The sequence below is a fragment of the Bacillus sp. PK6-013 genome, assembly GCF_054161445.1.
Map to the genome: position 1 here is coordinate 1,300,590 of NZ_CP096417.1, position 24,304 is coordinate 1,324,893.

At 47.8% G+C, this 24,304-nt stretch carries 25 protein-coding genes, 1 tRNA gene and 1 other annotated feature; of the genes, 23 read left to right on the forward strand and 3 right to left on the reverse strand.

Annotation, left to right across the window (positions count from 1 at the left end; all coding sequences use genetic code 11):
- Positions 1–119 precede the first annotated feature (119 nt).
- Positions 120–1,349 carry an aspartate kinase gene (locus tag M1E03_RS06585; RefSeq protein WP_458110726.1) on the forward strand — a complete coding sequence of 410 codons (1,230 nt, stop codon included), beginning with the start codon at positions 120–122 and terminating at the stop codon, positions 1,347–1,349.
- Between the two features lie 45 nt (positions 1,350–1,394).
- Here M1E03_RS06585 and M1E03_RS06590 read toward each other — a convergent pair whose 3' ends face one another.
- Positions 1,395–1,838: a YslB family protein gene (locus tag M1E03_RS06590; RefSeq protein ID WP_020452494.1), complete on the reverse strand. Its 444-nt coding sequence runs from the start codon at positions 1,836–1,838 to the stop codon at positions 1,395–1,397.
- Positions 1,839–2,139: 301 nt separating this feature from the next.
- On the opposite strand from M1E03_RS06590, the gene M1E03_RS06595 reads away from it, so the two are divergent.
- From M1E03_RS06595 to M1E03_RS06660, 14 genes are all read left to right on the forward strand, one after another.
- Positions 2,140–2,748, forward strand: a complete 609-nt coding sequence (locus tag M1E03_RS06595; protein ID WP_023855447.1) for a succinate dehydrogenase cytochrome b558 subunit — start codon at positions 2,140–2,142, stop codon at positions 2,746–2,748.
- A 33-nt stretch (positions 2,749–2,781) separates the two neighbouring features.
- Positions 2,782–4,545 carry a succinate dehydrogenase flavoprotein subunit gene (gene sdhA / locus M1E03_RS06600; protein WP_020452492.1) on the forward strand — a complete coding sequence of 588 codons (1,764 nt, stop codon included), beginning with the start codon at positions 2,782–2,784 and terminating at the stop codon, positions 4,543–4,545.
- Positions 4,542–5,306, forward strand: a complete 765-nt coding sequence (sdhB, locus tag M1E03_RS06605; protein ID WP_020452491.1) for a succinate dehydrogenase iron-sulfur subunit — start codon at positions 4,542–4,544, stop codon at positions 5,304–5,306. The genes sdhA and sdhB overlap by 4 nt, the downstream gene beginning before the upstream one ends.
- A 63-nt stretch (positions 5,307–5,369) precedes the next feature.
- Positions 5,370–5,840: an acyl-CoA thioesterase gene (locus tag M1E03_RS06610; RefSeq protein ID WP_039072903.1), complete on the forward strand. Its 471-nt coding sequence runs from the start codon at positions 5,370–5,372 to the stop codon at positions 5,838–5,840.
- Positions 5,841–5,857: 17 nt separating this feature from the next.
- On the forward strand, positions 5,858–6,556 hold the full coding sequence (locus tag M1E03_RS06615; RefSeq protein WP_429673780.1) for an SDR family NAD(P)-dependent oxidoreductase: 699 nt from the start codon (positions 5,858–5,860) through the stop codon (positions 6,554–6,556).
- 175 nt (positions 6,557–6,731) lie between these two features.
- Positions 6,732–6,956 carry a spore germination transcription factor GerE gene (gene gerE / locus M1E03_RS06620; RefSeq protein ID WP_003184172.1) on the forward strand — a complete coding sequence of 75 codons (225 nt, stop codon included), beginning with the start codon at positions 6,732–6,734 and terminating at the stop codon, positions 6,954–6,956.
- Between the two features lie 161 nt (positions 6,957–7,117).
- Positions 7,118–7,561, forward strand: coding sequence for a MarR family winged helix-turn-helix transcriptional regulator (locus tag M1E03_RS06625; RefSeq protein WP_003184148.1), 444 nt, complete (start codon positions 7,118–7,120; stop codon positions 7,559–7,561).
- A gap of 7 nt (positions 7,562–7,568) precedes the next feature.
- A complete protein-coding gene (gene racE / locus M1E03_RS06630; RefSeq protein WP_096748267.1) occupies positions 7,569–8,387 on the forward strand; it encodes a glutamate racemase in 819 nt (272 codons plus the stop codon).
- Positions 8,388–8,539: 152 nt separating this feature from the next.
- Positions 8,540–9,649 carry a GerMN domain-containing protein gene (locus M1E03_RS06635; RefSeq protein ID WP_039072902.1) on the forward strand — a complete coding sequence of 370 codons (1,110 nt, stop codon included), beginning with the start codon at positions 8,540–8,542 and terminating at the stop codon, positions 9,647–9,649.
- Between the two features lie 125 nt (positions 9,650–9,774).
- On the forward strand, positions 9,775–10,515 hold the full coding sequence (gene rph, locus M1E03_RS06640) for a ribonuclease PH (RefSeq protein WP_020452486.1): 741 nt from the start codon (positions 9,775–9,777) through the stop codon (positions 10,513–10,515).
- Positions 10,516–10,537: 22 nt separating this feature from the next.
- The gene (locus tag M1E03_RS06645) at positions 10,538–11,128 is read left to right on the forward strand and encodes an XTP/dITP diphosphatase (RefSeq protein ID WP_020452485.1); all 591 of its coding nucleotides are present in this window, start codon (positions 10,538–10,540) and stop codon (positions 11,126–11,128) included.
- Between the two features lie 16 nt (positions 11,129–11,144).
- Complete coding sequence (locus tag M1E03_RS06650) at positions 11,145–11,666, forward strand: YfcE family phosphodiesterase (protein WP_025811025.1); 522 nt, start codon at positions 11,145–11,147, stop codon at positions 11,664–11,666.
- Positions 11,667–11,785: 119 nt separating this feature from the next.
- Positions 11,786–11,859 (forward strand) — tRNA-Arg (locus M1E03_RS06655).
- Between the two features lie 369 nt (positions 11,860–12,228).
- Positions 12,229–12,720, forward strand: a complete 492-nt coding sequence (locus M1E03_RS06660; protein ID WP_031304790.1) for a hypothetical protein — start codon at positions 12,229–12,231, stop codon at positions 12,718–12,720.
- A 44-nt stretch (positions 12,721–12,764) separates the two neighbouring features.
- On the opposite strand, the gene M1E03_RS06665 is transcribed toward M1E03_RS06660, so the two are convergent.
- A complete protein-coding gene (locus M1E03_RS06665) occupies positions 12,765–13,019 on the reverse strand; it encodes a hypothetical protein (RefSeq protein WP_020452482.1) in 255 nt (84 codons plus the stop codon).
- A gap of 398 nt (positions 13,020–13,417) precedes the next feature.
- Between M1E03_RS06665 and gdhA the strand changes: the two genes are divergently transcribed.
- Positions 13,418–14,800, forward strand: a complete 1,383-nt coding sequence (gene gdhA, locus M1E03_RS06670; protein WP_023855439.1) for an NADP-specific glutamate dehydrogenase — start codon at positions 13,418–13,420, stop codon at positions 14,798–14,800.
- A gap of 44 nt (positions 14,801–14,844) precedes the next feature.
- Here the strand turns inward: gdhA and M1E03_RS06675 are convergent, their stop codons facing one another.
- Positions 14,845–15,072, reverse strand: a complete 228-nt coding sequence (locus tag M1E03_RS06675) for a hypothetical protein (RefSeq protein ID WP_228119622.1) — start codon at positions 15,070–15,072, stop codon at positions 14,845–14,847.
- A 455-nt stretch (positions 15,073–15,527) separates the two neighbouring features.
- On the opposite strand from M1E03_RS06675, the gene ilvE reads away from it, so the two are divergent.
- The 7 genes from ilvE (at position 15,528) to leuC (ending at position 24,292) form a co-directional block, all read left to right on the forward strand.
- Positions 15,528–16,442 carry a branched-chain-amino-acid transaminase gene (ilvE, locus tag M1E03_RS06680; protein ID WP_023855438.1) on the forward strand — a complete coding sequence of 305 codons (915 nt, stop codon included), beginning with the start codon at positions 15,528–15,530 and terminating at the stop codon, positions 16,440–16,442.
- Between the two features lie 4 nt (positions 16,443–16,446).
- Positions 16,447–16,708 (forward strand) — a binding site (T-box leader).
- A gap of 157 nt (positions 16,709–16,865) precedes the next feature.
- Positions 16,866–18,590: an acetolactate synthase large subunit gene (gene ilvB / locus M1E03_RS06685; RefSeq protein WP_020452478.1), complete on the forward strand. Its 1,725-nt coding sequence runs from the start codon at positions 16,866–16,868 to the stop codon at positions 18,588–18,590.
- Entirely contained in the window at positions 18,587–19,105 is a 519-nt protein-coding gene (gene ilvN / locus M1E03_RS06690) for an acetolactate synthase small subunit (protein ID WP_020452477.1), read from the forward strand. The genes ilvB and ilvN overlap by 4 nt, the downstream gene beginning before the upstream one ends.
- A gap of 23 nt (positions 19,106–19,128) precedes the next feature.
- Positions 19,129–20,157: a ketol-acid reductoisomerase gene (ilvC, locus tag M1E03_RS06695; RefSeq protein ID WP_020452476.1), complete on the forward strand. Its 1,029-nt coding sequence runs from the start codon at positions 19,129–19,131 to the stop codon at positions 20,155–20,157.
- Positions 20,144–21,700 carry a 2-isopropylmalate synthase gene (locus M1E03_RS06700; RefSeq protein WP_023855436.1) on the forward strand — a complete coding sequence of 519 codons (1,557 nt, stop codon included), beginning with the start codon at positions 20,144–20,146 and terminating at the stop codon, positions 21,698–21,700. The genes ilvC and M1E03_RS06700 overlap by 14 nt, the downstream gene beginning before the upstream one ends.
- A gap of 27 nt (positions 21,701–21,727) precedes the next feature.
- On the forward strand, positions 21,728–22,840 hold the full coding sequence (gene leuB, locus M1E03_RS06705; RefSeq protein WP_023855435.1) for a 3-isopropylmalate dehydrogenase: 1,113 nt from the start codon (positions 21,728–21,730) through the stop codon (positions 22,838–22,840).
- A 33-nt stretch (positions 22,841–22,873) separates the two neighbouring features.
- Positions 22,874–24,292, forward strand: a complete 1,419-nt coding sequence (leuC, locus tag M1E03_RS06710; RefSeq protein ID WP_079289277.1) for a 3-isopropylmalate dehydratase large subunit — start codon at positions 22,874–22,876, stop codon at positions 24,290–24,292.
- The last annotated feature ends 12 nt before the right edge of the window (positions 24,293–24,304 follow it).

Genomic DNA, 24,304 nt, shown 5'->3' on the forward strand with positions numbered 1-24,304 from the left:
AAGCAATGAGGGAATTTCTCTCATTGCTTTTTTTGTACGAAAAAACGTACAGCCCGCCGGTCAAGTTTTCCTCTTCATACATAAACAAGCACGAACGAAAACAAAAAGGGTGGTATTTGATGGGTCTCATCGTCCAAAAATTTGGCGGAACTTCAGTAGGATCAGTGGAAAAAATATTGAATGTCGCAAACCGTGTCATCGAAGAAAAACAGCGCGGTCATGATGTTGTCGTCGTCGTTTCAGCGATGGGCAAATCGACGGATTCCCTCGTCGCGCTTGCTAAGGAAATTACCGAGCAGCCGGGCAGCAGGGAAATGGATATGCTGCTGACAACAGGAGAACAGGTGACAATTTCGCTGTTGACAATGGCTTTGCAGAACAAGGGGTATGATGCGGTTTCCTATACAGGCTGGCAGGCCGGCATCGAAACCGAAAATATTCACGGCAACGCAAGAATTACGAACATTGATACAGGCAAGCTGAAAGAGCGTCTGAATGAAGGGAAAATCGCCGTTGTCGCCGGATTCCAGGGGACGACAGCGGAAGGTGAAATCACAACGCTCGGCAGAGGCGGATCAGATACGACAGCCGTTGCCCTCGCAGCTGCCCTGAAAGCCGATAAATGCGACATTTACACCGATGTACCGGGGGTTTTCACAACCGATCCCCGCTATGTGAAAACAGCGCGGAAGCTGGCCGGAATCTCCTACGATGAAATGCTTGAGCTTGCCAATCTTGGAGCAGGCGTCCTGCACCCGAGAGCTGTTGAGTTCGCGAAAAACTATCAGGTACCTTTGGAAGTCCGTTCAAGCACCGAAAAAGAAGCCGGCACATTAATCGAGGAGGAATCATCAATGGAACAGAATTTAATCGTAAGAGGCATTGCATTTGAAGATCAGATCACACGCGTGACCGTATGCGGCCTGGCGAGCGGCTTGACGACGCTGTCAACGATTTTTACAACGCTCGCTAAACAGAACATCAACGTTGACATCATCATTCAATCAGTGACAAGCACAAGCCAAACGTCGATTTCTTTCTCCGTGAAAACGGAAGACTTAAAACGGACGGTCGAAGTTCTCGAAGAATACAAAGACGCGCTCGACTATGAACAGATTGAAACGGAAAACAGGCTGGCCAAAGTCTCGATCGTCGGTTCAGGCATGATCTCCAACCCGGGAGTAGCAGCGGAAATGTTCGCTGTGCTGGCGGAAAAAAACATCCAGGTCAAAATGGTCAGCACATCCGAAATCAAAATTTCGACTGTCGTCAACGAAGGCGATATGGTGAAAGCCGTTGAAGCGCTGCATGATGCTTTTGAACTGTCAAAGCAGACAGCAGTCATTTAAAAAGAAAAAGGCGGGACTTTTGCAGTCTCCGCCTTTTTTGCATAGTTATGCCGGGTCTTTCAAATCCCATTTTACAGTTAAAACAACTTTTCCGGCTCTTTTTTTCACTTGTTCATACGATTCGGCAATTTGTTCGTTCATCAGCTGGATTTGCTCGGCGATAAATCCGGCTTCGAGCTGAAAGCAGGGTTCCTTTTGATATTTGAGGCGGTTTGAGACCAGCGGGCCTTCGAGCTCAAACTCAAGCTCCTGTTTTTTTGAATGGGCGATCGTAAGCGTTCCCCAGCCTGCATCCAGAAAGAAAGCGGGAAGATCCTCCCTGGATTCAAGCGGGAACTTGCGGGCGAGCTTTTTTCCCGCCCAGTACATCATATCTGCGTAGTCTTGTCCCAGCATATCGGGAAGCAGCACTTCCCTGATCAACTCATAGCCATATGCGGAGACTTCCAGCTCTTTTAATTGCGCTAAGTTTGCTTCATATTTGTTCATATCCAATGTCTCCCCTCTTTTCTCCGTTTATTATAGCTTAAATGGGGTGAAAGATTACAGCGGGGACATGCAATTAGGAAGAAAAAAATCTGATATATTTATATTTTGATAAAATAAAATTTTCTAAAATATGATTAAATTTTAGAAAATTTCAATTTATGTACGCGTTTTCTTGACGCCTATTTCTCATAGGAGTAAAATGAAATTGTCATAAAAACTTAACAAAGTGCGATATTTGAAACAGGACGGGGGATAGGAGACCTTTCATTTTTACTGCACTTTTCAACTAGGGGGTAAAGCAATGGCCGGGAACAGAGAGTTTGTTTATCGAAGACTGCATTCTTTGCTTGGCGTCATACCGGTAGGCATATTTTTAATCCAGCATTTGGTTGTCAACCATTTTGCGGCAAGCGGAGAGGAGGCGTTTAATAACGCCGCTCACTTTATGGAAAACCTGCCGTTCAGGTACGTCTTGGAAATCTTCGTGATTTTCCTTCCGCTGATTTATCATGCTGTTTATGGAGTATACATAGCTTTTACAGCGAAAAACAATGCGAACAGATTCGGCTTTTTTAGAAACTGGATGTTCGTTCTGCAGCGGATTACAGGAATCGTTACCTTGATTTTTGTCAGCTGGCACGTGTGGCAAACACGGATTGCCGCCCAAATGGGGGCAGAAGTAAACTTTGACATGATGGCTGATATTTTGAGCTCCCCGATCATGCTCGGCTTTTACATTGTAGGTGTCCTCTCAACAATCTTCCACTTTTCAAACGGTTTATGGTCGTTTGCTGTCACTTGGGGAATCACCGTTTCTCCTCGCTCACAGCGAATCGCCACGTTTGTGACAATGGGAGTCTTTGTTGTGTTGTCCTATGTAGGGCTGAGAGCGATTTTGGCATTTGTGTAAAAGAACTAGATTACTAGAGGGAGTGGGGCAGGCATGAGCAATTCAAGCATCATCGTTGTCGGCGGAGGACTTGCGGGTCTGATGGCGACCATTAAAGCTGCGGAAGCAGGAACAAATGTAAAACTATTTTCGATCGTTCCCGTTAAGCGCTCACATTCCGTATGTGCGCAGGGCGGAATCAACGGAGCGGTCAATACAAAAGGTGAAGGCGACTCCCCTTGGGAGCATTTTGACGATACCGTTTACGGAGGCGACTTTCTGGCCAACCAGCCGCCGGTCAAAGCGATGTGTGATGCGGCGCCGTCGATTATTCATTTGCTTGACCGCATGGGCGTCATGTTTAACAGAACACCTGAAGGGCTGCTTGACTTCCGGCGCTTCGGGGGAACTCAGCATCACAGAACGGCATATGCGGGGGCGACGACCGGACAGCAGCTCTTGTACGCGCTGGATGAGCAGGTTCGCCGCTTTGAAGTAGAAGGGCTTGTTTCGAAATATGAAGGCTGGGAGTTTCTCGGAGCCGTTCTTGATGATGACAATGCGTGCCGGGGCATCGTCGCCCAAAATCTGACGACGATGGAAATCGAGTCGTTCCGTTCAGACGCAGTCATCATGGCGACCGGGGGACCGGGCATCATCTTTGGAAAATCGACGAACTCGATGATCAATACCGGATCAGCCGCTTCGATCGTTTACCAGCAGGGCGCTTACTATGCGAACGGAGAATTCATCCAGATCCACCCGACCGCCATTCCGGGAGACGACAAGCTCCGTCTGATGAGCGAATCGGCGCGCGGTGAAGGCGGACGAGTCTGGACGTATAAAGACGGCAAGCCTTGGTATTTCCTCGAAGAGAAATATCCGGCATACGGAAACCTTGTGCCGCGGGATATTGCGACGCGTGAAATATTTGATGTATGCGTCAGACAAAAGCTCGGCATCAACGGCGAAAACATGGTATATCTCGATCTTTCCCACAAAGATCCGAAGGAATTGGACATCAAGTTGGGCGGAATCATTGAAATCTATGAAAAATTCATGGGTGACGATCCGCGCAAGCTGCCGATGAAGATTTTCCCTGCAGTCCACTACTCAATGGGCGGACTCTGGGTCGACTACAATCAGATGACCAACATTCCAGGACTGTTTGCCGCAGGGGAATGCGATTATTCAATGCACGGCGGAAACCGCCTGGGCGCGAACTCGCTCTTGTCAGCCATTTACGGCGGCATGGTGGCAGGTCCGAAAGCCGTTGAATATATTCAAGGTCTTGAAACATCCGCAGAAGATCTGTCTTCTTCCGTTTTCGACAGCTGCGTCAAAAAGGAAGAAGAAAAGTGGGCTGACATTATGAAAATGGACGGCAATGAAAATGCATATGTCCTTCATAAAGAGCTCGGCGAATGGATGACAGATAACGTGACGGTTGTGCGCCACAATGACAAGCTGCTGAAAACGGATGAAAAAATCCAAGAGCTTGCCGAGCGCTACCAAAACATCAATATCAACGATACGGCAAAATGGAGCAACCAGGGCGCCGTATTCACACGCCAGCTGCACAACATGCTGCAATTGGCACGGGTGATCACGCTCGGTGCATACAACCGGAATGAGAGCCGCGGCGCCCATTATAAACCGGATTTCCCTGAACGTAATGACGAGGAATGGCTGAAAACAACAATGGCGAAACATGCAGGCGATTTTGAAGCCCCGAAATTCCATTATGAGGATGTCGATGTTTCATTAATCGCACCGCGTAAACGGGATTACTCGAAGAAAAAGGTGGCGAAATCATGAGTGAAAATAAGACAATCAAGTTTATCATCACTCGTCAGGATACATCGGATTCTAGTCCTTACCAGGAAGAGTTTGAAATTCCATACCGTCCGAATATGAACGTCATTTCCGCTTTGATGGAAATCAGAAGGAACCCGGTAAATACGAAAGGGGAAAAAACGTCGCCGATTGCTTGGGATATGAACTGTCTCGAGGAAGTGTGCGGCGCTTGCTCGATGGTGATCAACGGCAAGCCGAGACAGTCCTGTACAGCCCTGATCGACCAGCTTGAGCAGCCGATCCGCCTTGAACCGATGAAAACATTCCCGGTTGTCCGCGACCTTCAAGTGGACCGGAGCCGCATGTTTGATTCATTGAAGAAAGTCAAAGCATGGGTACCGATCGACGGCACATATGACCTCGGACCGGGACCGAGAATGCCGGAAAGAAGACGCCAGTGGGCGTATGAGCTGTCAAAATGCATGACTTGCGGCGTATGTCTTGAAGCTTGTCCAAACGTGAACGATAAAACAAACTTTATGGGACCTGCACCGCTCTCGCAAGTCCGCTTATTCAATAGCCATCCGACAGGCGCGATGAACAAATCGGAACGACTTGAAGCGATTATGGGAGACGGCGGACTGGCCGAATGCGGAAATTCGCAAAACTGCGTGCAGTCATGTCCGAAAGGCATCCCGCTCACAACCTCAATCGCTGCATTAAACAGGGATACGACCGTTCAGGCGTTTAAAAACTTCTTCGGAAGCGACAACACGGAATAACACGAAAAAACGCACCTCTTCAAGCCGAAGAGGTGTTTTTATGACCAAAGGGGATGAAAAACAATGAAGCTGCCGGGATATATTGAAGAACCGTTTGACACATGGTGTCAGTCATTTTCTTTTTTTGATGAAGTATCCGTCCGTTTTTCAGAAACGGACATGTTCGGTCATATGAACAATGTCACACCGTTTGTCTATTTCGAGGAATCGAGGATTTCCTATTTCAAGCACCTGGGCGTCATGGACCGCCTTTCAGACGGGAAGAGCGCGGCCATTCCCGTCGTGGCGAGCCAGCAATGCGATTATTTTCAGCAGGTCATGCTTCATGAACATTTGAAAATCGGCGTCAAAACAGCATCTGTCGGCAACGCTTCCCTCACCCTCCACTATGCGGCGAAAAATGGGGAAGGCGGCCTTTGCTTTACAGGGGTGGCGGTTATGGTGCAAATTGCGAAAGATACGGGTAAACCGGTGAAATGGACAGATGAACAAAAAGCAAAACTGCTTGGCAATCACTCATTTCCTGAGAAATAATTGACAGGGAGAGGAAAATGAAAAAAGCGATGATCATCGGCGCGAGTTCCGGAATTGGCAAGGCGCTTGCCAAGCAGCTGTCAGCCGCAGGAGTTGAGGTCGGTCTTGCTGCAAGAAGGTATGAACTGCTAGCCGAATTGCGCGACGACCTCCCTGGACCTTCATACATTAAAAAGATCGATACAGCCGACAGCGAACGCTCGCCTATACTGTTGAAAGAACTGCTTGATGAGATGAATTGGGCAGATGCAGTCTTCATCTGTTCAGGTGTTGGATATTTGGAAAGCGAAATGGATTGGAGCAAAGAAAAGGAAACGATCGATGTCAATATGACAGGATTTGTGTCCTGCTCGAACGTGTTGATGGAGCATTTTATCAAAAATGGGAAAGGGCATTTAGTCGGCATTTCATCCATTGCCGCGCTGAGAGGAAACGGAGGGGCCGTCACCTACGCCGCTTCAAAAGCATTCGTTTCTAATTACTTAAAAGGGCTCCGTCAAAAAGTGAAAAAACTTGGGTATGATGGAATCGTGGTCACCGAAATTCAGCCGGGCTTTGTGGACACGGCTCTTGCAAAAGGTGATCACCTGTTTTGGACGGCTTCGCCCGAAAAAGCGGCTGCACAAATCATCAGTGCTGTGCAGAAAAAGAAAACGCACGCATATATTACGAAAAGATGGCGGCTGATCGCCTGGATAATAAAATGTCTTCCTTAGAAGTTCAGCCCTGAAACGATGCCTGTGTCATGATCTGAAAAATAGGTGTTTGAGGGAACCCTTTTCTCCGTCAGAAACGTCACCGACCTTGCGTATGTTTCATATGATATCACGACTATATCGAAACCCATTCGTTTCAGATCAGCTCTCACCTTAGCAAGGAGGGTTACAATACTTGAAGGAGAAAGAGTTTCAATCAAAGCCGCTGCTAACAAAAAGAGAAAGAGAAGTGTTCGAATTGCTCGTTCAAGACAAGACAACAAAGGAAATCGCAAGCGAGCTCTTTATAAGTGAAAAGACTGTACGTAATCACATTTCCAATGCGATGCAAAAATTGGGAGTGAAAGGCCGTTCGCAAGCTGTTGTTGAACTTCTTCGAATGGGTGAGCTAGAGCTCTAAATTGAGCCGGTGTTCCTTCTTGTAACAAGAAGGGAACCGGTTATTTGTTTTGAGGTGCAATTTGTATATTCATGTTGAAGTCTTGCAATTTGTGTAGAAAAGAAGGAAAATAGACTCAAGTGTTTTGAAAACAAAACAACGAGTCGAGCGAGGTAGAGAAAATGAATTCGAATGCTTCTTTGAATCACATAGCGGATATTGAAAAATCACTCCGCCATATTGCGGGCATCATCAAACAAAAAGGAAGAGAAATTCTCACCCAATATACTATTACCCCTCCCCAGTTTGTCGGTCTTCAATGGCTGTATGAATACGGGGATATGACGATCGGCGAGTTATCACAAAAGATGTACTTGGCGTGCAGCACCACGACGGATTTAATTGACCGAATGGAGAAAAACAACCTCGTTGAACGGGTGAAAGATCCGTCCGACAGGCGCGTAGTCCGCATTCATCTTCTCTCGGAAGGAGAGCGGATCATCCAGGAGGTCATTCAAAAAAGGCAGGACTATTTGGAAGACATGTTAGAGGCGTTTTCCGAGGAAGAAACAGCCGCATTTGAAAAATTATTAATTAAACTTCAGCAGGAAATGAACAGAAAATGAGGCGATTTTGTTGGATCAACCGATAGGAGTCATCGATTCGGGAGTCGGCGGTTTAACCGTTGCAAAAGAAATCATGAGGCAGCTGCCGAAAGAAAAAATTATATATCTTGGAGATACGAAAAGGTGTCCGTACGGACCCCGGGACAGAAAAGAAGTCCTGTCATATACATGGGAAATGACAAATTATTTGTTATCCCGCCACCATATTAAAATGCTCGTGATCGCCTGCAATACAGCGACGGCCATCGCACTTGAAGAAATCAGCAGAGAAGTCGCGATCCCGGTCATCGGCGTTGTGCAGCCCGGAGCCAGAACCGCGATTAAAGTGACGGAGAACCAGCGAATCGGCGTGATCGGAACAGAAAACACGATCAAAAGCGGCGCATATGAAGAAGCGCTTCTTTCGCTGAACGGAGATTTAACGGTAGAAAATCTGGCTTGCCCGATGTTTGTCCCGTTTGTGGAAAGCGGTAAATTTTTGGATGAGACGGCTGATGAAATCGTCAGGTCGTCACTGCACCCGCTCAGGGATTCATCAATCGATACACTGATTCTCGGATGCACGCATTATCCGATTTTAAAAGAGCCGATTCAGCGCTATATGGGAGAGCGCGTCAACATCATTTCCTCCGGAGATGAAACGGCCAGGGAAGTCAGCACGATCTTGTCATACAATAGTTTATTAAGCAAAACGGGTGAACCGCCGGAACACTTGTTTTTAACAACCGGGGAGCGCGCCCGCTTCACAAAAATTGCAAATGATTGGTTTGGATACGAAGTGAAAAATGTGGAAAGCATTTCTCTTCAGGAAACCGCTATAAAATAAAGCTGCCGCACAAGCAAACGGCAGCTTTTTTCATGAGCCTTTTCTTTAAAAGAAAAGGTTTTTTGTATTCAGAGGGATTTTTTTAAAAAGCGGTCTAATTCAAAAACGGGCTCGTATACATAATAGTACAAACTGCCTTAGGAGGGAAAAGTATGCTGAAAAAAGGAATGAAAGGAATCGCGGTTTCGGTTACGGCCTCCGCGCTGCTTCTTTCCGGGTGCGGAATATTTCAGTCAGATCAAGCCTCAGAGGAGATAGATCCGCCGCAGGACATCACATATGTAAAAGAGGAGAAGGAGCAAGACAAAACAGACAAAACCAAAGATAAAACAGAAGACAAAGGCAGCAAAACGACAAGCGACGATAAAGCGGCTCAAACGAGCGATACGGTCATGAGAGAGCTTTATCTCATTGATAAGAACGGCTATGTGACAGCGCAGACGCTGCCGCTGCCAAAGCAGGAAGGTACGGCTAAACAAGCGCTTGAATACCTCGTTGAAGGCGGCCCTGTTTCAAACATCATGCCAAACGGATTCAGAGCCGTGCTGCCGGCGGATACAGCGGTCAATGTTGATATTAAAGAAGACGGAACAGCGATCGCTGACTTTTCAAATGAATTTAAAAACTATAAAGCAGAAGACGAGCAAAAAATCGTACAGGCGATTACATGGACGTTAACACAGTTTAACTCGATTGATAAAGTGAAGATCCGCATGAACGGCCATGATTTGAAAGAAATGCCTGTTAACGGCACGCCGATTTCAGAAGATCTCAGCCGCGAGGACGGCATCAACCTCGATACGGCGGGTGTGACCGATATAACAGCGACACAGCCGGTCACCGTCTATTATTTGGCTGAATCGGACAAAGGCACATACTATGTTCCTGTAACGAAACGGACGTCTGCAAAAGAAAAAGACCAGGTGACGGCGGCGATTAAAGAGCTGACGGAAGGACCGGGCAATAAAAGCGGCCTGCTTTCCGATTTCCAGGGCGATGTCAAGCTTGAAAACGAGCCGAAGATTGAAGACGGCCATGTGACTCTCGACTTTAACGAAGCGATCTACGGGAGCGCCGACGGCGAGAAGAAAGTGATATCGGATGAAGTGTTAAATAGTATTGTGCTGACATTAACCGAACTGCCTGATGTGAAAAGTGTGTCGGTTACTGTGAACGGAAAATCCGAGCTCGTCAATGAAAAAGGAGAAAAGCTTTCCAAGCCGGTTTCAAGACCGAGCAAGGTGAACACAGGTAGTTTTTAAGCAGAGATTTTTGATATACTATAAAAAAAGAGGTAAGCGATTAAAGCTGCCTCTTTCTTTATTCAGCTTTTTGGAAGAGCAGAATGATTGTGAAAGGTTTATGTACATACAATCGGAGGTAAAAAATGAGATACGATGGAAGAGAAAACAATGAACTGCGCCCTGTCACAATGGACCTCGACTTCATTACGCATCCCGAGGGATCGGTCCTGATCACAGTCGGCGGGACAAAGGTGATATGCAACGCGTCTGTGGAAGACCGCGTACCGCCCTTTTTGAGAGGAGAAGGGAAGGGCTGGATCACCGCGGAATACAGCATGCTGCCGCGGGCCACGAACCAAAGGACGATCAGGGAATCGTCAAAAGGGAAAATCTCCGGGCGGACGATGGAAATTCAGCGGCTGATCGGACGAGCTTTGCGGGCGGTCGTTGATTTGGAAAAGCTCGGTGAGCGGACGATCTGGATCGACTGCGACGTCATTCAGGCTGACGGAGGCACGAGAACCGCGTCGATCACCGGAGCATTTACGGCCATGGCGCTTGCCGTCGGAAGACTTGTCGAAAAAGGCACGCTGAAGGCGATGCCGATCACTGACTTTTTGGCTGCCACTTCAGTGGGAATCGATAAGGAAAAAGGATTAATCCTTGATTTGAACTACCAGGAAGATTCTGCGGCAGAGGTGGATATGAACGTCGTCATGACAGGAGAAGGCCGCTTTGTCGAACTTCAGGGAACAGGAGAGGAAGCGACATTCTCAAGAAGTGAATTGGACGGGCTTTTAGAACTGGCTGAAAAAGGGATCGCCGAACTCATCGAAAAGCAGAAAGAAGTGCTCGGCGACGTTGCATCAGCCATTCAACAATAACATGAGAAAGGCTTGATACACGATGAAAGAAGTCATCATTGCCACGAAAAACGAAGGAAAAGTCAGGGAATTCAAAGCGATGCTCGAACCGAGAGGCTACGATGTCAAATCTCTACTGGACATCGGCTATACGCCCGAAATCGAAGAAACCGGGCAGACGTTTGAAGAAAACGCGGTGATTAAAGCGGAAACGATTTCGAAAGAAACCGGTAAAATCGTAATTGCCGATGACTCAGGCCTGTCTGTCGACTACCTCGGCGGCAGCCCCGGCGTATACTCGGCCCGCTATGCAGGAGAAGAGAAAAACGATCTCGCCAACCTGAAAAAGCTATTGAAAGAGCTTGAAGGGGTGGAAAAAGAAGACCGCTCCGCGAGGTTCAGATGCGCGCTCGCATTATGCATTCCAGGACAGGAAACGAAAACGGTCGAAGGTTCTGTGGAAGGATACATTACCGAAGAACCGCGCGGCACAAACGGCTTCGGCTACGACCCGGTTTTTCTCGTCAAAGACAAAGATCAAACGATGGCCGAGCTCTCAAGCGGCGAAAAGAACAAAATCAGCCACAGAGCGGAAGCACTGAAAAAACTGTCCGCTCTATTGGACCAAGCGTAAAGGAGGAGGGCCGATCATGAAGGTTCTGATTGTCAGTGACAGCCACGGCCTTGAAGACGAACTGGAAATGATCGCTGAGCGGCACGGGAAGGAAACAGATCTCATGATCCATTGCGGGGATTCCGAATTGGATCCTTCCCATCCCGCGCTTTCCTCTTACTTAACGGTAAAAGGAAACTGCGATTTTTACGGGGAGTTTAAAGACGAAGTTGTCGTTCCCGTCGGATCAAAAAAGCTTTTTTTCACACACGGGCATTTATACGGCATTAAACAGTCGCTTTTAAATGTATACTACCGCGCTGAAGAACTCGGCGCCGATATCATCTGTTTCGGCCATTCCCACATCGCGGGAAGCGAACTGATGGACGGAAAACTGCTGATCAACCCCGGCAGCATCCGCCTTCCGCGGGTGCGGAAAGAAAAAACTTATGCTATACTGAACATTGACAAAGACAATGCAACGGTCCGCTTTTACGACTTGGACGGCCGGGAAGTCGAAAGCCTGACGAACCATGTCCAACTGCCAGCACATTCATGAGGAAGAATTTTTTTCTTCCTCGTGAAGAAAAAAATTCTAAAAAGTTGTTGACTTTATGTCCCGATCCGCATATAATAAATCTTGTCGCTGATAGTTAAAGCGAAACAAAACAACATCATGTCCCAGTAGCTCAGCAGGATAGAGCAACGGCCTTCTAAGCCGTCGGTCGGGAGTTCGAATCTCTCCTGGGACGTCTCTGAAAAAAGCCTCAAACTTCTTGGTATACAAGGGTTTGAGGTTTTTTTATTTGATGGGAACTTCTGCTCTATTTTTGGTTTGAAAATATGTTTTGGGAGTGGATTGGGAGCGGATTTAAAACTCCATTATTTATTGGATATCCTATTAAAATATACACTCCATTTTTTTATTTATAACAACTTCTGAGGTACCTAATCCTCTTTCTATACTTCTTCCAAGAACATCTCCATTTGTATCTTGAGGTGAGAGTAGTTCTCTGAATGGCCTTTTTCTTCAAATAACAACACCCTAAAAATTCCCTTTCATCATTTCGAACAAAATGAAAAAGATAAAGGGTGTGATCAATTTTAAGGAGGATGTTGTCATGACAAAACAACAGCAAAACCAGCAGCAAAAACAAAAGCAACAAAAACAAAAGCATGAGCAGCTGCTCGGAGTGAACATCACGGATACCGAACTTGCTCAGGAATTCGGAAATATCCAGCAGCAGCTTGCCCAGCTGGAGCAAACTGTTAATCAAATGGGGTCACAGCAGCAGGGCCAAAGCGGCCAGCAGAGCTCTCAATTGAGCCAGGGAATCAATCAGCTGAAGCAGCAAATTCAGCAATTCAGCTCCCAATCTCAGCAGCAAATGCAGCAGACGGATCAGCAAATTCAGCAAAGCATTCAGCAGGCTGTTCAGCAGCTGAATCAGGCTCTTCAAGGAATCCAGACAAACCAGGCCATGAACCAAATGAGCCAGGCACTTCAGCAGGCGCAGCAGTCATTTAACCAGCAAGGACAGCAAGGTCAACAGGGTCAGCAAAACCAACAAAACCAGCAGCACAATCAAAATTTCCAGCAGCCCCTCCAATAAAAAAGCTTAAAAGAGCCGTTTAGCACGGCTCTTTTTTATATCGGTCATTCCTCGTTTTGATCCTTTTCGTCATGGGTTGGATGCGCCCCGGGGTACTGTCGCGGCATTCCTTGGTGGAGGTTGCGGAATTCATATGTGAAATTGCTGTAGTACTGCTGACCTTCCTTCCATGGCGTGTTTTTGTTTTCAACAGGCTTGTCTTTGCCCTGGGCAGCTCCATACGCTCCTTCAGGAAATTCTTCTGCCGTTAAAAAGTTTCTTTGTGTTTCAACGTTTGACAGTTCTTTTTTGTCGTCCATCAGATCACCCCTGTTTTAGTTTTATTGTTGCCATGAAAAAGAAGAGCTATGTGTTTTCGTTTTGTGCAGTAGGATTCATTTTAAGAACGGGAGAAGATGCTCATTTTCTGCCGAGAGTACAACGGGCAAATGCGCCGATCGCAACGAAAAGCACAGAAAAAACCTTTCGGATGTTATGGTATTTTATGGTTTGTTGGTTCTTTTCTCCTCAGCATTTAAGAACGGTTCTTCTATCTTAATACCCGTCTATTCTCGCTTTTTGTTATACATCTCAATTCAGCAATGGTTTAATCTGTTTTTCAGATTGATGTAAATGGGGCATTGGTTGTAAAATTTACCATGTAGAAAATCTTACAACGTTCGTTCTGCTTTTATTTTAGAAAGGGAGCTGAAGAAAGATGCATACGCTAGAAAAAATGGAGCAAACAAATGTTCAGATGGCGAGAGATTATGTGACAAAAGCATACGAGACAGTGCGGCAGCGAAATCTTCACGAAAGCGAATTTCTTCAAGCTGTAAAAGAAATTTTCGATTCCCTCGTCCCTGTATTGGCAAGACATCCAAAGTATATCGAACACCGCATTCTTGAAAGGATTGCAGAGCCTGAACGGATGATCACCTTCAGGGTGCCGTGGGTCGATGATGAAGGCAATATCCAGGTTAACAGGGGATACCGGGTTCAATTTAACAGCGCAATCGGTCCGTATAAAGGCGGCATCCGTTTTCATCCTTCTGTAAATGCGAGCATTATTAAATTTTTGGGCTTCGAACAAATTTTTAAAAATTCTTTGACCGGCCAGCCAATCGGCGGCGGAAAAGGCGGGGCTGATTTTGATCCGAAGGGCAAGTCTGACAGGGAGATCATGAGTTTTACGCAAAGCTTCATGAATGAACTGTACAGACATATCGGACCGGACACGGATATCCCTGCCGGTGATATTGGTGTCGGAGCTAGGGAAGTCGGGTTTATGTTCGGACAGTATAAAAAGATTCGGGGCCGCTATGATGCAGGTGTGTTAACAGGCAAAGGCCTTGAATACGGGGGCAGTTTGACGAGGAAAGAAGCGACAGGGTACGGTCTGGTTTATTTCGTAGAAGAAATGCTGAAGGATCAGGGGCTGCGTTTTGAAAACAGCACCGTTGTCGTCTCCGGTTCAGGCAATGTGGCGCTGTATGCGATGGAAAAAGCCGCTCAATTCGGCGCAAAAGTAGTGGCCTGCAGTGATTCTGACGGCTATGTCTATGACGAAAAAGGCATCAGCCTTGAGACGGTGAAGCGGCTTAAAGAAAGCGGGAACGGAAGGATTCGCGAGTATGTCAGCGAGCATCCGGAAGCACACTATTTCGAAGGATGCTCCGGCATTTGGTCTATTCCGTGCGATATCGCGCTTCCGTGCGCGACCCAGAACGAAATTGACGAAGAGGCGGCCGGAGTGCTCATTTCAAATGGGGTCAAAGCCGTCGGAGAAGGGGCGAATATGCCGTCTGAAGAGGGCGCCGTCAAACGCTTTTTGGATGCGGGGATTCTTTTCGGGCCGGCTAAGGCTGCAAATGCCGGCGGTGTGGCCGTTTCAGCGCTCGAAATGGCGCAGAACAGCGCACGGCTCCACTGGACGGCGGAAGAAACGGATGAGAAGCTCAGAACGATCATGACCGATATTTACAAGAGAAGCGTTGAAGCGGCTTCAGAATACGGACGTCCCGGCAATCTGCTTGACGGCTGCAATATAGCCGGATTTATTAAAGTGGCGGATGCGATGATCGCTCAGGGAGTCGTTTAACCGTAAAAAGAGAGAGCAAAATGCTCTCTCTTTTTTGTGCTTTGTTAATCTTCTCTGAATCCACCGGTAAAGCCGTGCACAGCGGGAACGGAAATTCCCGGATAGCTGATGCCGAATCCGAGAGTCGGAGTTGTGAACACTCCGCCGTACGGATAATAGGTATAGGGCCCGTGTGCTGAAGGATTATAGACATAAGTAGTCGGATAACCGAAGTATCCCGGGTATTGGCGCACGCGGGGATCAGAGTATGGAGGAAAGGTGCGGTACATCATATTCACCCGTTTCTATTTGGATTAACAGCAGTTTATGTAAAAAATCGTAAAATGGAGTCTGTACACAAATGTGGTAAAAAATCTAACCTTCCGGGATGAAATTTTAAAAAGTTGTCAGTCATAAAATCTAACAAAACTGTATAAAACACCAGTTTTTTTATGTAATCTTTATAGATTGCATAAAAAATTTCAAATTGTTTTTCAATTTTGCATTTCCTTTTATATCAATCATGTAAGCGTATACAAGTAGATTGATTAATCGAAATTGTCTAATAATTTTAAAAAATACGGTTGACACTGCATGTAAAGGGGCGTAATATGAGTTCAAACAAAAGAACAAATCACTTGAAAACTTTTCATCTTTCCCGGGAATGACAGCGGGAATACGGGTTCCCGCATCATCGATTTTTAACCGTTTAAAGCGTTCATTTACAACAGAAAGGTGTGCTAGAGGGATGGGGGACCAGAAAGACCAGTGGATCTTCCTAAACGACAAACTCGTTAAAAAAGAAGACGCTAAAATATCAGTCTATGATCACGGATTTTTATACGGGGACGGCGTGTTTGAAGGGATCAGGGTATACGACGGCAACATCTTCAGAATGAAAGAGCACATGGACCGCCTCTACGATTCTGCGAGATCGATCATGCTGGAGATTCCATATCAGCAGGAAGAACTGACACAGCACGTTCTCAAAACAGTCGAAAAAAACGGGCTTAAAGACGCTTACATCCGCTTGGTCGTTTCAAGAGGAGCAGGTGACCTCGGACTCGATCCAAACAATTGTTCACACCCGAGTGTCATTATAATTGTCGAACCATTGGCAATATTCCCGAAACACTTATATGAAACGGGAATTGACATCGTTACGGTTCCAACAAGAAGAAACAGACCTGATGTGCTGAGCCCTAAAGTGAAATCGCTGAACTATTTAAACAATATTCTTGTCCGGATCGAGGCGCACATGGCGGGCGTGACAGAAGCGCTCATGCTCAATGATCAAGGCTATGTCGCCGAAGGTTCTGCGGATAACGTATTTATTTATAAAAGCGGAAAGCTTTTGACGCCTCCGGGCTATATCGGAGCGCTTGAAGGAATCACCCGGAATGCCATCATCGAAATAGCGCAGGAGCTCGGCTATGAAGTGAAGGAAGAGCCGTTTACCCGCCATGACGTATACACAGCCGACGAAGTGTTTTTAACCGGAACGGCTGCAGAAGTCATCGCGGTCGTTAAAGTTGACGGCCGCAAGATCGGGGACGGCAAACCGGGAGTCCACACAAACCGGATGCTTGAAAAGTTCCGCGAGCGCGTCGTCCGTGAAGGGATAAAAGTCAGCCTCGAAGATCAAAGCTTAAGTGTCAGTTGAATAAAGACAAACGTTGAAGAGGATAAGTAACAGCGGAAACGCCGCCTGCAGAGAGCCGGGATTGCTGGAAACCGGTGACGGCCTCCGCTTGTGAACTCCCCTCTGAGTGTCAGCCTGAACGACTTCCAAGTTTAGTAAGGCTGGCCGGGTGAACGTCACGAAGGTTCACTCGTTATTAAACCGGATAAGCGATTATCCATAAGGCGGCTTTCGAAAGCCGCGAACAAGGGTGGTACCGCGGAAAGAAAAGCCTTTTCGCCCCTTTGGCCTGCAAGGTGTGCAGCGTCAACAGTGGGCGGGAAGGCTTTTTTTAGCTGCAAAAGCAGATTGGAAACATGCTTTGCGGCATATATACATGAATTATTTTTAAAAAAACCACGTGAATGAACAGTGATGATGATCACTTGATAAGGAGGAAGAAAAATGGGGACGAATGTACAGTTGGATGCTGAAAATGCCCAATGTACACAAACAATGGCAGGGGCGTCAATGCTGATTGAGGCTTTAAAAAAGGAAAATGTCGAAGTGATCTACGGGTATCCCGGCGGTGCGGTCCTGTCGATTTATGACAAACTCTACGGATCGGGGATGTTTCATGTACTGACGCGCCATGAACAAGGCGCTATCCACGCAGCCGAAGGATATGCGAGGATTTCGGGGAAACCGGGTGTCGTCATCGCCACATCCGGTCCGGGAGCGACCAACCTTGTAACGGGTCTGGCCGACGCGATGATCGATTCATTGCCTCTCGTCGTATTCACCGGTCAGGTTGCGACCTCGGTTATCGGATCTGACGCATTTCAAGAAGCTGATGTCATCGGAATTACGATGCCGATTACAAAGCACAGCTACCAGGTTCGCCATGCAGAAGATCTGCCGAGAATTATTAAAGAAGCATTTCATATCGCAACAACAGGAAGACCGGGCCCCGTTTTAATCGATATTCCTAAAGACATCGCCGTTGTAGAAGGAGAATTCCGCTACGACCATGAGATTCACCTTCCTGGCTATCAGCCGACGAAGGAACCGAATTATCTGCAGATCAGAAAGCTTGTGGAAGCGGTCAGTGCAGCGAAAAAGCCGGTAATTTTAGCGGGCGCGGGCGTCTTGCACGGGAAAGCGTCAGAAGAATTAAAAAATTATGTCGAACAGCAGCAAATTCCGGTGGCGCATACGCTGTTAGGCTTGGGAGGATTTCCAGCCGACCATCCGCTTTTCCTCGGGATGGCCGGAATGCACGGAACGTATGCGGCCAACATGGCTCTGTATGAAAGCGATCTGTTAATCAGCATCGGTGCGAGATTCGATGATCGGGTCACAGGGAACTTGAAGCATTTTGCAAAATATGCGAAAGTCGCTCACATTGACATCGATCCGGCTGAAATTGGCAAAATCGTTCATACGCACATTCCGGTTGTCGGCGACAGCAAGCTTGTACTGACAGAGCTGATCAAGCAAAACGGCAAACCGAGCGATTCCGATGAATGGAAAAAGCAGCTTGCTGACTGGAAAAACGAATATCCGCTCTGGTATGAAGAGAATGAAGCAGAAGGATTCAAACCGCAGAAGCTGATCGAATATATCCACCGCTATACAAAAGGCGAAGCTATTTTAACGACGGACGTCGGACAGCATCAAATGTGGGCCGCGCAATTTTATCAGTTCCAAAAAGCCGACAGGTGGGTCACTTCCGGCGGGCTCGGCACGATGGGCTTCGGACTTCCGGCGGCAATCGGGGCACAGCTTGCGGATAAGGATGCGACAGTTGTATCGATACTCGGCGACGGAGGATTCCAGATGACACTGCAGGAGCTGTCCGTCATTCGCGATCTGAACCTTCCGATCAAAGTCGTGGTCTTAAACAACCGCTGCCTCGGAATGGTCCGGCAATGGCAGGAGATCTTTTACGATGAGCGCTATTCACACTCCAAGTTCGCATCACAGCCTGATTTTATCAAGCTGTCTGAAGCATACGGCATCAAAGGTGTCCGAATCACATCTGAAAAAGAAGCGGAAGAAAAGCTGGAAGCGGCGCTAACGTCGAATGAACCGGTGGTCATCGATGTTCAGGTTGCACAAGCTGAAAAAGTATTTCCAATGGTTGCGCCTGGAAAAGGGCTGCACGAAATGGTGGGGGTGAAACCTTGAAAAGAATCATCACGCTGACGGTTTTGAATCAAAGCGGCGTCTTAAACAGAATTACAGGGTTGTTTACAAAACGGCATTACAACATTGAAAGCATTACCGTCGGCCACACCGAAACAGCGGGGATTTCCAGGATCACGTTTGTCGTGCATGTGGCAGATGAAAAAGAAACGGAACAGCTGACAAAACAATTAAACAAACAGATTGATGTACTGAAAGTCACGGATATTACAAATCAATCGATCGTCCAAAGAGAGCTGGCATTAATCAGGGTGGTTTCCCCTCCGTCGAGCAGGGCGGAAATAAACGGCGTCATTGAACCGTTTCGGGCGACTGTCGTCGATGTCGCAAAAGACAGCGTCGTGATTCAAGTGACGGGGGAATCAAGCAAGATCGAAGCCCTGATCGAACTGTTGAAACCATACGGGATTAAAGAGGTTGCCAGAACAGGCACCACGGCCTTTGCGAGGGGAACCCAGCAAAAGCCGTCCTCTATTAAAACAATATCTATTGTATAAAACATAAAAAGGGAGAGATTGAAATGGTAAAAGTATATTATAACGGTGATATCAAAGAAAACGTATTGGCAGGCAAAAAAGTAGCGGTAATCGGATACGGCTCTCAAGGCCATGCGCACGCACTGAACCTGAAAGAAAGCGGAGTGGACGTCATTGTCGGCGTCAGAAAAGGGAAATCCTTTGCTAAAGCAGAGGAAGACGGCCATCAAGTTTTCACGGTAAGAGAAGCGGCAGAACAGGCCGACATCGTTATGGTGCTTCTTCCGGATGAACAGCAGCAAAAAGTGTATGAAGCGGAAATTAAAGACGGACTTCAAGCGGGCAATTCACTCGTATTCGCCCACGGATTCAACGTTCATTTCCATCAGATCGTGCCTCCGGCAGATGTTGACGTATTCCTTGTCGCTCCTAAAGGACCGGGACATCTTGTCAGAAGAACGTTTGAACAAGGTGCAGGGGTTCCGGCGCTGTTTGCGATCTATCAGGATGTCACAGGGGAAGCGAAAGACAAAGCCCTTGCTTATGCTAAAGCGATCGGCGGAGCAAGAGCCGGTGTTCTTGAAACAACATTTAAAGAAGAAACTGAAACCGATCTTTTCGGTGAACAGGCGGTGCTGTGCGGAGGATTGACTTCCCTTGTCAAAGCAGGATTCGAAACGCTGACAGAAGCGGGCTATCAGCCTGAACTCGCATACTTCGAGTGTCTGCACGAGCTGAAGCTCATCGTCGACTTGATGTATGAAGAAGGTTTAGCAGGCATGAGATATTCGATTTCAGACACAGCGCAGTGGGGAGATTTCGTATCAGGCCCGCGCGTCGTCGATGAGAAGGTAAAAGCATCAATGAAAGAAGTATTGAAAGACATCCAAAACGGTACATTCGCGAAAGAATGGATCGTCGAAAACCAAGTCAACCGTCCGCGTTTCAACGCCATCAATACAAGCGAAAACGAACACGAAATCGAAGTGGTCGGAAGAAAGCTTCGCGAAATGATGCCGTTTGTCAAGCAGGGCAAGAAGAAGGAAGCGGTGGTAGCCGGTGCGAAAAATTAACTTTTTTGATACGACACTCCGTGACGGTGAGCAGTCGCCGGGCGTTAATTTAAACACGCAGGAGAAGCTGGCGATCGCCCAGCAGCTTGAAAAACTCGGGGTCAACATTATGGAAGCGGGTTTCCCCGCTTCATCCCCCGGGGATTTCAACGCAGTAAAAGAAATCGCAAGGACGATTAAAAACTGTTCGGTAACGGGGCTTGCCCGCTCTGTCAAAGGAGATATCGATTCGGCGTGGGAAGCGCTCAAAGACGGGGCTGAACCAAGGCTTCACATTTTTATCGCCACTTCTGACATCCATTTAAAATATAAGCTGAAAAAAACGCGCGAACAGGTTCTGGAACAGGCGGTCGCAATGGTGAAATACGCCAAAGAACGCTTCCCGATCGTCCAGTGGTCTGCCGAAGATGCGTGCCGGACCGACCTTCCGTTTTTAGCCGAGATCGTCAGCGAAGTGATCGCCGCGGGAGCGGACGTCGTCAATCTTCCGGATACGGTCGGTTATTTAGCGCCCGCCGAGTACGGAAATATCTTCCGCTATATTAAAGAAAATGCCCGCAATGCTGACAAAGTCACGCTTTCAGCCCATTGCCACGATGATTTAGGCATGGCTGTCGCCAACTCTTTGGCTGCGATTGAAAACGGAGCGGATCAAGTCGAATCGGTCATCAACGGCATAGGCGAAAGAGCGGGGAACGCCTCTCTGGAAGAAATCGCCGTCGCCCTCTATCTCCGAAAAGATTTCTACCAGGCGGAATCAACGATTCAGCTGAATGAGATTAAGCGGACAAGTGATTTAGTGAGCAAACTGACCGGCATGGCCGTGCCGCGGAACAAAGCGGTCGTCGGCGATAATGCCTTTGCCCACGAATCAGGCATTCACCAGGACGGCTTCTTAAAAGAAAAAACAACATATGAAATTATTTCTCCGGAGCTTGTCGGCGTAAAAACGGATGCGCTTGTCCTCGGAAAGCATTCAGGGCGCCACGCATTTAAAGATAAGCTGCAAAACCTCGGATTCCAGTTTGGAGAAGAAGAAGTCAATAAATTTTTTAACATCTTTAAAGAACTTACCGGCAAGAAAAAGGAATTTACGGATGAAGATCTCATCTCGCTGATTCTCGAGGAGAAAACGGCAGACCGCAAAATCGGCTATGAATTTATTTCGCTGCAGGTTCATTACGGCACCTCGCAGGTTCCGACAGCAACGGTTTCCCTTAAAGATCAGGAAACGGATCAGATCATCCAGGAAGCGGCGACCGGAGCGGGAAGTGTTGAAGCGGTGTACAACACGCTGAAGCGCTGTATGGATAAAGAAGTCCAGCTCCTTGATTACCGGATTCAATCCAATCGCAAGGGACAGGATGCATTCGCGCAAGTATACGTCAGGGTGATGATCGACGGAAAAGAATCCGGAGGACGCGGAGTCGCCCAGGATGTTCTCGAAGCATCTGCCAAAGCTTACTTGAACGCAGTGAACCGCTATCTCGTATTGAAGACGAATACGGAAGGATTGTCAAAACAGGCGGCTGTAGGATCATAACAGTAATAAGGAAGGAGTTTGTTGAATTTGAAAAAACGAATCGCACTTTTGCCCGGTGACGGAATTGGTCCCGAAGTATTGGACGCGGCTGTTGATGTGCTGAAAAGCGTTGCTGAACATTATCAGCATGAATTCGAATTTGAATACGGCCTGATCGGCGGAGCGGCAATTGATGAGGCGGGAGCGCCGCTTCCCGAGGAAACTGTCGCCGCTTGCAAAGCTGCGGACGCCATTTTGCTCGGAGCAGTAGGCGGGCCGAAATGGGATCAAAATCCTTCTGAGCTGAGGCCTGAAAAAGGGCTGCTCGCCATCCGCAAGCAGCTCGATCTTTTTGCCAATCTGCGGCCTGTTAAAGTATTTGAAAGCCTTGCGGGGGCTTCTCCGTTAAAAGCTGAATATATCGAAGGTGTTGACTTTGTCATCGTTCGCGAGCTGACGGGCGGCCTGTATTTCGGAAAGCCTAGCGAGCAGTACGTCAATCAGAACGGCGAGGAAGAAGCCGTTGACACGCTGTTTTATAAAAAGTCGGAAATGGAAAGGGTCATCAGGGAGGCCTTCCAAATGGCGCAGAGACGAAAAGGCAAAGTGACCTCTGTTGATAAAGCGAACGTCCTTGAGTCAAGCAAACTATGGCGCAAGACGGCGGAAGAAGTAGCGAAAGAGTTTCCTGACGTCAAGCTTGAGCACATGCTCGTCGACAATGCAGCGATGCAGCTCATTTATGCGCCTGGACAGTTTGACATTATCGTGACTGAAAACATGTTCGGCGATATTTTAAGCGATGAAGCATCGATGCTGACCGGGTCGCTCGGCATGCTGCCGTCGGCAAGCTTATCAAGCTCCGGACTTCATCTATATGAACCTGTCCACGGCTCGGCCCCTGATATCGCGGGACAGAACATTGCCAATCCGCTTGCGGCGATCTTGTCCGCGGCTATGATGCTCAGGACGTCATTCGGTCTTGAAGCTGAAGCGAAAGCTGTTGAACACGCAGTTGATCAAGTTCTCCGGGCAGGTAAGCGGACGAAGGACCTGGCAAAAGGATCGGAACATTCCACGACTCAATCGATTACAGGGGAAGTAAAAGCTGCGCTGGCAGACGACAATGCCATTTCAAACATCATGACCGCTTACGTTTAAGGAAAATGGATATTGGTAGAGGGAGGAAGAAAGATGATGCCTCGAACGATCATCGAAAAAATTTGGGATCAACACGTGATTAAAAAAGGTGAAGGGAAGCCTGACCTTCTCTATATCGATCTGCATCTGATACACGAGGTAACGTCACCCCAGGCCTTTGAAGGCCTAAGGCAAAAGAATAGAAAAGTCAGACGGCCTCAAAATACGTTTGCCACAATGGACCACAACATTCCGACTGTCAATCGGTTTGAGATTAAAGATGATGTCGCCAAACGGCAGGTCAGTGCGCTCGAACGGAATTGCGAAGAATTCGGCATCCGCCTCGCAGACTTGTCAAGCGTCAACCAGGGGATCGTCCATGTCATCGGGCCTGAACTGGGGCTGACGCTGCCGGGCAAAACGATCGTTTGCGGAGACAGTCATACATCTACACACGGAGCGTTTGGTGCGCTCGCTTTCGGAATCGGAACGAGCGAGGTGGAGCACGTCTTGTCGACGCAGACGCTTTGGCAGCAAAAACCGAAGACGCTGGAAATCCGCGTTGACGGCAAACTGCAAAAAGGAGTGACGGCTAAAGACGTCATTCTGGCGGTCATCGGAAAATACGGGGTTAAATTCGGTGCGGGTTATGTCATTGAATATACCGGCGAAGTATTCCGAAACATGTCGATGGACGAACGGATGACGGTGTGCAACATGTCAATCGAAGCTGGGGCAAGAGCAGGATTGATTGCACCGGATGAAACAACATTTGAATATGTCAAAACGAAAAAATATGCGCCAAAAGGCGAAGAGTTTGAGAAAGCTGTAGAAGAGTGGAAGAATCTGAGAACCGATCCGGGGGCGGTCTACGACCGGACGATCGTGATGGACGGAAGCGCGATTTCACCGATGGTGACGTGGGGCATCAACCCTGGCATGGTGCTGCCGGTTGATGAAGCGATTCCGGGCCCTGAGGCCTTCTCTCAGGAAGACGATAAAAAAGAAGCGCAGCGCGCATATGAATATATGGGTCTTGAACCATATAAAAAAATCGAGGACATTACAATCGAGCACGTCTTTATCGGTTCATGCACCAACTCGCGCATGACAGATCTTCGCCAGGCTGCTGAAATGATAAAAGGCCAAAAAGTCGCCGACGGCGTCAGAGCGATCGTCGTTCCCGGCTCGCAAAGCGTCAAAATTCAAGCTGAAAATGAAGGGCTTCACCAGATTTTCATCGAAGCGGGTTTTGAATGGAGAGAATCGGGATGCAGCATGTGTTTGAGCATGAACAACGATGTTGTCCCTGAAGGAGAGCGCTGTGCTTCCACTTCCAACCGCAATTTTGAAGGCAGACAGGGCAAAGGGGCCAGGACGCATCTCGTCAGCCCGGCGATGGCCGCGATGGCCGCGATTCACGGACGCTTTGTCGATGTCAGAAAATATTACCAAGAGACAACAGCTGTATAGAGGAGTGACAAG